This is a genomic window from Mannheimia sp., assembly GCF_056854775.1.
In genome coordinates, this window is the sequence record NZ_JBXGGI010000008.1 from 26,795 (window position 1) to 33,154 (window position 6,360).

The 6,360-nt window shown below is 39.2% G+C and carries 6 protein-coding genes; 3 read left to right on the top strand and 3 right to left on the bottom strand.

Annotation, left to right across the window (positions count from 1 at the left end; all coding sequences use genetic code 11):
* Positions 1-12: 12 nt before the first annotated feature.
* Complete coding sequence (locus ACJHV0_RS00470) at positions 13-1,221, bottom strand: ATP-binding protein (protein ID WP_483133071.1); 1,209 nt, start codon at positions 1,219-1,221, stop codon at positions 13-15.
* Positions 1,222-1,451: 230 nt separating this feature from the next.
* Here ACJHV0_RS00470 and ACJHV0_RS00475 point away from each other — a divergent pair, with 230 nt between their 5' ends.
* Complete coding sequence (locus ACJHV0_RS00475; protein ID WP_483133072.1) at positions 1,452-3,797, top strand: molybdopterin guanine dinucleotide-containing S/N-oxide reductase; 2,346 nt, start codon at positions 1,452-1,454, stop codon at positions 3,795-3,797.
* Between the two features lie 50 nt (positions 3,798-3,847).
* Here ACJHV0_RS00475 and ACJHV0_RS00480 read toward each other — a convergent pair whose 3' ends face one another.
* Positions 3,848-4,384 carry an FkbM family methyltransferase gene (locus ACJHV0_RS00480; RefSeq protein ID WP_463625705.1) on the bottom strand — a complete coding sequence of 179 codons (537 nt, stop codon included), beginning with the start codon at positions 4,382-4,384 and terminating at the stop codon, positions 3,848-3,850.
* 14 nt (positions 4,385-4,398) lie between these two features.
* On the bottom strand, positions 4,399-4,653 hold the full coding sequence (locus ACJHV0_RS00485) for a hypothetical protein (protein ID WP_483133073.1): 255 nt from the start codon (positions 4,651-4,653) through the stop codon (positions 4,399-4,401).
* A 191-nt stretch (positions 4,654-4,844) separates the two neighbouring features.
* Between ACJHV0_RS00485 and ACJHV0_RS00490 the strand changes: the two genes are divergently transcribed.
* Both ACJHV0_RS00490 and rlmM read left to right on the top strand, forming a co-directional pair.
* Complete coding sequence (locus ACJHV0_RS00490) at positions 4,845-5,243, top strand: DUF423 domain-containing protein (RefSeq protein ID WP_483133074.1); 399 nt, start codon at positions 4,845-4,847, stop codon at positions 5,241-5,243.
* Positions 5,236-6,330, top strand: coding sequence for a 23S rRNA (cytidine(2498)-2'-O)-methyltransferase RlmM (rlmM, locus tag ACJHV0_RS00495; protein ID WP_483133075.1), 1,095 nt, complete (start codon positions 5,236-5,238; stop codon positions 6,328-6,330). Before ACJHV0_RS00490 ends, rlmM begins: the two co-directional genes overlap by 8 nt.
* Positions 6,331-6,360: the final 30 nt, after the last annotated feature.

Consider the following 6,360-nt stretch of genomic DNA (forward strand, 5'->3'; position numbering starts at 1 on the left):
CTATTCCTAAAACTATTGCTCTAGCATTCTCAAAAATTCTCTCAAACTTAAGCATTGTACACCGTCATAACTATTGCCATCAAATTCGTCCATTGTGACAACATATTTAGGGTAGTTATCCTGAATTTTGAGTAAATTACCAAACTCTCGCTCGAGTGTTTTTTCTTCGTTAATCGTCAGTGTTGCTTGCACATAAATTCGCTCGCCATCTTTTTCAGCCACAAAATCAATTTCTTGATTATTTAATCCACCAATTTTGACATTATAGCCGGCAATTTGCAGATGGTTGAAAATCGTATTTTCCAGCAACTTGCTTCTGTCTTGTACTCGATAACCGATAAGAGCATTTCTCAGCCCAATATCTTCAAAATAGTATTTCTCTCCGATTTCAAAAATCCGTTTTCCCTCAATATCATAACGTGGCACTTTATGTATTAGGAATGCACTAGTGAGGTAATCCACATAGTTTTGTACTTGCGTGCTACTTGTTGAAATTTTTTGCGATTTCAGAAAATCGCTAATTTTCTTGGCTGAAAACAAATTCCCGATATTATCTGCAAGAAACAACGTTAATTGTTCCAGGAAAGGCACATTTCGCAGAGCATAACGATTGACAATATCTCGCACGGCAATAGTCGAATAAATATTCTTCAAATATTCAAATACAATATTGTCTTGCAAGGGCAAGTCTTTCAAATAAGGCAAGCCACCATATTTAAGGAATTGAGAAAGGGCTTTGTTGCTATCTTCCAATTTCATAAATTCCAAAAATTCAAAATAGGACAATGAGTGGACATTAATTTCAATCGAACGCCCACTCAAAGTGCCTGCAATATCTCGAGAAAGTAAATGAGCATTACTTCCCGTACAATATAAATCCAACTCATCGTCTAATAATAGCGAACGCAGAGCAATCTCGAAATCGCTGATTTCTTGGATTTCATCAATAAAAATGTAGTTTTTTTGCCCCTTCTTTTTTTGAGATAATACAAATTCCTCAAGATCTTTTGCTGTCTTTAAGGTGCTAAATGCTAAATCCTCTTTATTGACATAAATGAGGTTTGCTTGTTCATTACTAGCCTGAATCTCTTGCATAATTTGAAATAGCAGGTAACTTTTTCCTACCCGCCGTTGTCCAGTAAAGACTTTAATCAGTGATTTACCGATGAAAGGACGAACTCGCTCTAAGTAGCGTTTGCGATAAATAAGATCTTTTTTCATTATAAATCCCTCTATTTTATAATTGTAACTTTACGCTTAAATATAAAAAGTTTCAATCATAATTGAAACTTTTGTATTTTTTACCAAAAGTTACATTCTTAAATTAAATTTTCCAAATGCCATTTTGCAAAATTTTCCAGAAATTTAACCGCTTTATACCGCTTGCAGTTGCAACTTACCAATTAATCCAGTAAATTCCATTCAATTTTATAAAATAAAGGCACGAATTAATGAACACAACATTAGAACAAGGCAAATTTGTTTTTCTCGACAAACCAGAAAACACAATCACGACCGCAGCTCACTGGGGGGCATTAAATGTAACCCTTGAAAATGGCAGAGTAGTGAAATCGGAAGGTAGCTTAGCCAAAAATCATCAAAACGAATTACAAGATGTGGTTGCCGATCAGCTTTATAGCCCTGTGCGAGTTAAGTATCCTATGGTTAGAAAAGGCTACTTAGAAGGTAATAAAGACACTACCTTGCGTGGGCGAGATGAATGGGTTCGAGTTTCTTGGGATAAAGCCTTTGAGCTTGTTTCAAATGAAATTCAACGTGTTCGCCAACAATACGGTAGTGAATCGATTTTTGGTGGCTCTTACGGCTGGTATAGTTGTGGCTCATTACACGCTTCTCGCACACTGTTGCAACGTTACTTAAATGTAACGGGTGGTTTTATAAATAGCAAAGGCGATTATTCCACCGGTGCGGTACAAGTGATTATGCCTTATGTGCTAGGGAATATTGAAGTTTATGCTCAACAAACCAGTTGGCATACAATTGTAGAAAATACAGAATTATTGGTGATTTGGTCGTCTAACCCACTCAATACTTTACGCATTGCGTGGACATCTGCCGAGCCGGAAGGCATTGATTATCTGGCTAAAATCAAAGCCAGCGGCAAACGTATTATTTGTATCGACCCTGTAAAAAGTGAAACCTGCCAATTTTTAGAGGCAGAGTGGTTGCCAATTAATACAGGTACTGATGTTGCATTGATACTGGGTATCGCTCACACTTTAATTAGTGAGAACAAGCACGATCACGATTTTTTAGCGAAATATACCGTCGGTTTCGAGCAATTTGCCGATTATGTGTTAGGAAAAACCGATAATCAACCGAAAACGGCTGAATGGGCGAGCAAAATTTGTGGCATTGATGCTGAAACAATTAAAGAATTGGCTCACGCCTTTATCGCCAATCGAACAATGCTAATGTCAGGCTGGGGCTTGCAACGTTTGCAACACGGCGAGCAGAGCCATTGGGCGTTAGTTACCCTTGCCGCAATGCTAGGGCAGATTGGCTTGCCGGGTGGTGGTTTTGGTTTAAATTATCGCTATTCCACTAACGGATTAAACGCTAATTCCGGTATTCGTTTAGGGGCAATAAATGCAGGTAAGCCAAATCTGAATATGCCGTTTTTCCCGGTTGCTCGTATTGCTGATGCGTTACTTAACCCAAATCAGACTTACGATTACAACGGGCAAACTTTAGTTTACCCTGATGTAAAATTAGTCTATTGGGCAGGAGGAAACCCATTTGCTCATCACCCCGATACTAACTATTTGGTAAAAGCGTGGCATCAGCCTGAAACCGTGATCGTTAATGAATGTTACTGGACGCCAACCGCCCGAATGGCAGATATTGTACTACCGGCAACCACAAGCTATGAACGCAACGATTTAACCGTAGCCGGGGATTATGTGGTGAAACATATCATACCAATGAAACAAGTCGTTCCACCGCAGTTCGAGGCAAAAAACGACTACGATATTTTTGCCGAGTTGGCTAAACTAGCAGGCAAAGAGCAAGAGTTCACCGAAGGCAAGAGAGAAATGGATTGGTTGAAAGAGTTCTACCAAATTGCCTATGATGCTGCAGAAAAAATCAATACGCCATTCCCAACCTTTGATGAATTTTGGACAGAAAACAAAGTGCTCAGTTTTGAAGCAGAAAATCAAAATAACACTTTTATTCGCTATCAAGATTATCGTAATGACCCGATTAAGCACAAACTGGCAACACCATCAGGCAAAATCGAGATTTTCTCTGAAACCGTAGTGAATATGAATTACGATGATTGCAAAGGGCATCCGATGTGGTTTGAGCATCAAGAATATTCAGGCAAAACAAACGAAGTTGAACCTCTTGCGTTAGTAACACCACATATTAAATACCGATTACACAGCCAGTTAGCCTATTCTTCACTTCGTCAATATTACGAAGTAAACGGACGAGAGCCGGTGTTGATTCATACTCAAGATGCCGCTGAACGAGGCATTACAAGCGGTGATATTGTGCGAATTTTTAACAAACGCGGACAAGTATTGGCAGGTGCGGTGGTTACTGATGGCATTATCAAAGGCACAGTTGCTCTTTATGAAGGAGGTTGGTACGACCCACAAGATTTAAGCCAACCAAGCACTTTATGCTTAAACGGTAATCCAAATGTGCTAACTAAAAATGATGGTTCATCAAAACTAGGGCAGGGCAATACACCGAATACTACAACCGTTCAGGTAGAGAAATTTGAGCTGGAAGCTCCCGAAGTAGCGGTGTTTAACCCACCTATTTAAATAAGTCAGGGAAATACAACATTACTGTATTTCCCTGATTTATATAGCGACTACGGAAGAAGACTAACCTTATCTAATTGATTATTTTCATTATAAATAAATTGTAGGTACTGATTTTTATAATGTTGAGCAATACATAGCTCCCCACATATTGCATATTCATAACCTACTTGTTTTAATAAATCTAATAGAGCCTCTCGTTTAGGAATTTGATTTTTCATCGTGTCATCCCATACCTCAAATAAAATTGGAGGAAAACCGCTTCTTTCCAACCACATCAACCCACCACTGATGACTTCTAATTCCATACCCTCTACATCAATTTTAACTATGCTAGCAGCAGGTAAATTCAATTCATCAAGTGTGGTAAGTGGAACATTTTCATAAGTAGTAAATTCTTCATTTTTCCAGCCCTGTTCTTGGCGTATAAATTCATCTAAGGATAAAGCCCCCACATTGCCAGTGTCTTTCAAAGAAAGAAAAGGAATTTTCAAACTGCCAGTTGTATTTCCGATTGCAGTATGGTAGGCAAAACAGTGTTGGCTTAGGTCATTAGCAAAAATATTACCACACAGTTGGTAGTACACATTACGTTTTGCTTCTATACTGTGTACTTCCCCCCCCCCCGATTAGAGGCATTTTTTTGGATCATTTTGCCGACAGGAACACTAACTGCACCTAAATTTGCTCCAATATCAACAAAAATAGGACGTTCTATTTTACGTAAAAATAGCCCTATAATATCTAGCAAAAGAGGCTCCCAACTTTTGCCTTCACGTAAATGTTGGCTAATATAATCCGGACCACTATGTAATAAAAATTGAACGTCATTGACAGGATATAAACGAATGCTCATAAAACATATCTCTAGTATATAATTAGGAGTAAAACATTATATCCAGGTTTCAATCTAAAAGCCATTTCACCGAACTTATAATTTAAGTAATATAAGCGGTGCTTTTTTGTAACTTTTTTGCAAAATTTCACCGCTTGTTAGCCCACATAATATGGTATAGTAAGCTATTTTTAATCATCTCCATAATTCTTATGAAAAACAAATTCCTTACCATTGCCGCCCTTAGTGGGCTTTTCAGCGTTGCCTTTGGGGCTTTTGCCAGCCACGGTTTATCACAACATTTAGAGCCGAAAGCTTTGGGCTGGATTGATACAGGCATTAAATATCAAATGTTCCACACCATTGCTATTCTTGCACTTGGCTTGTTCCAAATTGCAAATTTTTCGCAAAATCCGCCCGCTTGTCGAGCCAAAGCCTTGAATATTATCGGCGGCAGCTGGGCGTTAGGGATTTTACTTTTTAGCGGTAATCTCTATCTACGAGCGTTAGATGTGCCAACGATTCATTGGCTGATACCGATTGGTGGGCTATGCTTTATGCTTGGCTGGGCTGCGTTAATTTATGTGAGTGTGAGAAGTAAAAATGTTTAATAAATTAGCCCTTTATTGCCGTGCCGGTTTTGAAAAAGAGGTGGCAGGGGAAATCAGCGATAAAGCCGCTCAACTTGGGATTTTCGGTTTTGCCAACCTCAAAGAAAACAGCGGTTATGTGATTTTTGAATGCTACCAAGCAGGGGAGGCGGATAAATTAGCCCAAGAGTTAAAATTTGAGCAGTTGATCTTTGTTCGCCAAATGGTTGTAGTAGGCGATTTGATACAAAACTTACCCGAAAATGACCGAATTTCGCCGATTTTGGAACAATATGCCGAGTTAAACCCTCGCAACAGTTCGGACATTTTTGTGGAAACACCGGACACAAACGAAGCCAAAGAATTACTCACGTTCTGCCGAAAATTTACTGTTCCGCTACGTTCTGCGTTGAAAAAACAAGGTTGGCTAACCAAAACGGAAAATGCGAAGGGGAGTGTGAGTTTGCACATTCTGTTTGTGCGTTCCGGGGCGTGCTATGTGGGCTACGCTTATAATCACAATAAATCGCCGTTTTTTATGGGTATTCCACGTTTAAAATTCCCAGCGGAAGCCCCAAGCCGTTCAACCTTAAAATTAGAAGAAGCAATTTTAACTTTTATTCCACAAGCGGAAGAGAAAAAACGTTTTAACGATACGATGACAGGCGTGGATTTAGGAGCTTGCCCGGGCGGTTGGACTTATCAATTAGTCAAACGTGGGGTGTTTGTGTATGCGGTCGATCACGGCAAAATGGCGGCAAGCCTACACGAAACAGGACGAATTGAACATTGCCCTGAAGATGGTTTTAAATTCCAACCACCAAAACGTAAACAAATTGATTGGCTTGTATGCGATATGGTGGAGCAACCAATGCGTATCGCCAAATTAATGGCAAAATGGCTGATTAACGGTTGGTGTCGAGAAACCATTTTCAACCTAAAATTGCCAATGAAAAAACGTTATCAAGAGGTGCAACTCTGTTTGCAATACTTAGAAGAAGAGTTGGAAAAACAAGGACTTTGGTTCAAAATTCAAGCGAAACACCTTTATCACGATCGTGAAGAAATCACAGTGCATATTGCAGTGATGGGGAAATCGGAAAAATAAACTCACAAGCGGTAAAATTTTCACAAAATT

Coding starts and splice junctions, on each gene's coding strand:
- ACJHV0_RS00470 (WP_483133071.1), bottom strand. CDS start 1,221: ATGAAAAAAGATCTTATTTATCGCAAACGCTACTTAGAGCGAGTTCGT.
- ACJHV0_RS00475 (WP_483133072.1), top strand. CDS start 1,452: ATGAACACAACATTAGAACAAGGCAAATTTGTTTTTCTCGACAAACCA.
- ACJHV0_RS00485 (WP_483133073.1), bottom strand. CDS start 4,653: ATGAGCATTCGTTTATATCCTGTCAATGACGTTCAATTTTTATTACAT.
- ACJHV0_RS00490 (WP_483133074.1), top strand. CDS start 4,845: ATGAAAAACAAATTCCTTACCATTGCCGCCCTTAGTGGGCTTTTCAGC.
- rlmM (WP_483133075.1), top strand. CDS start 5,236: ATGTTTAATAAATTAGCCCTTTATTGCCGTGCCGGTTTTGAAAAAGAG.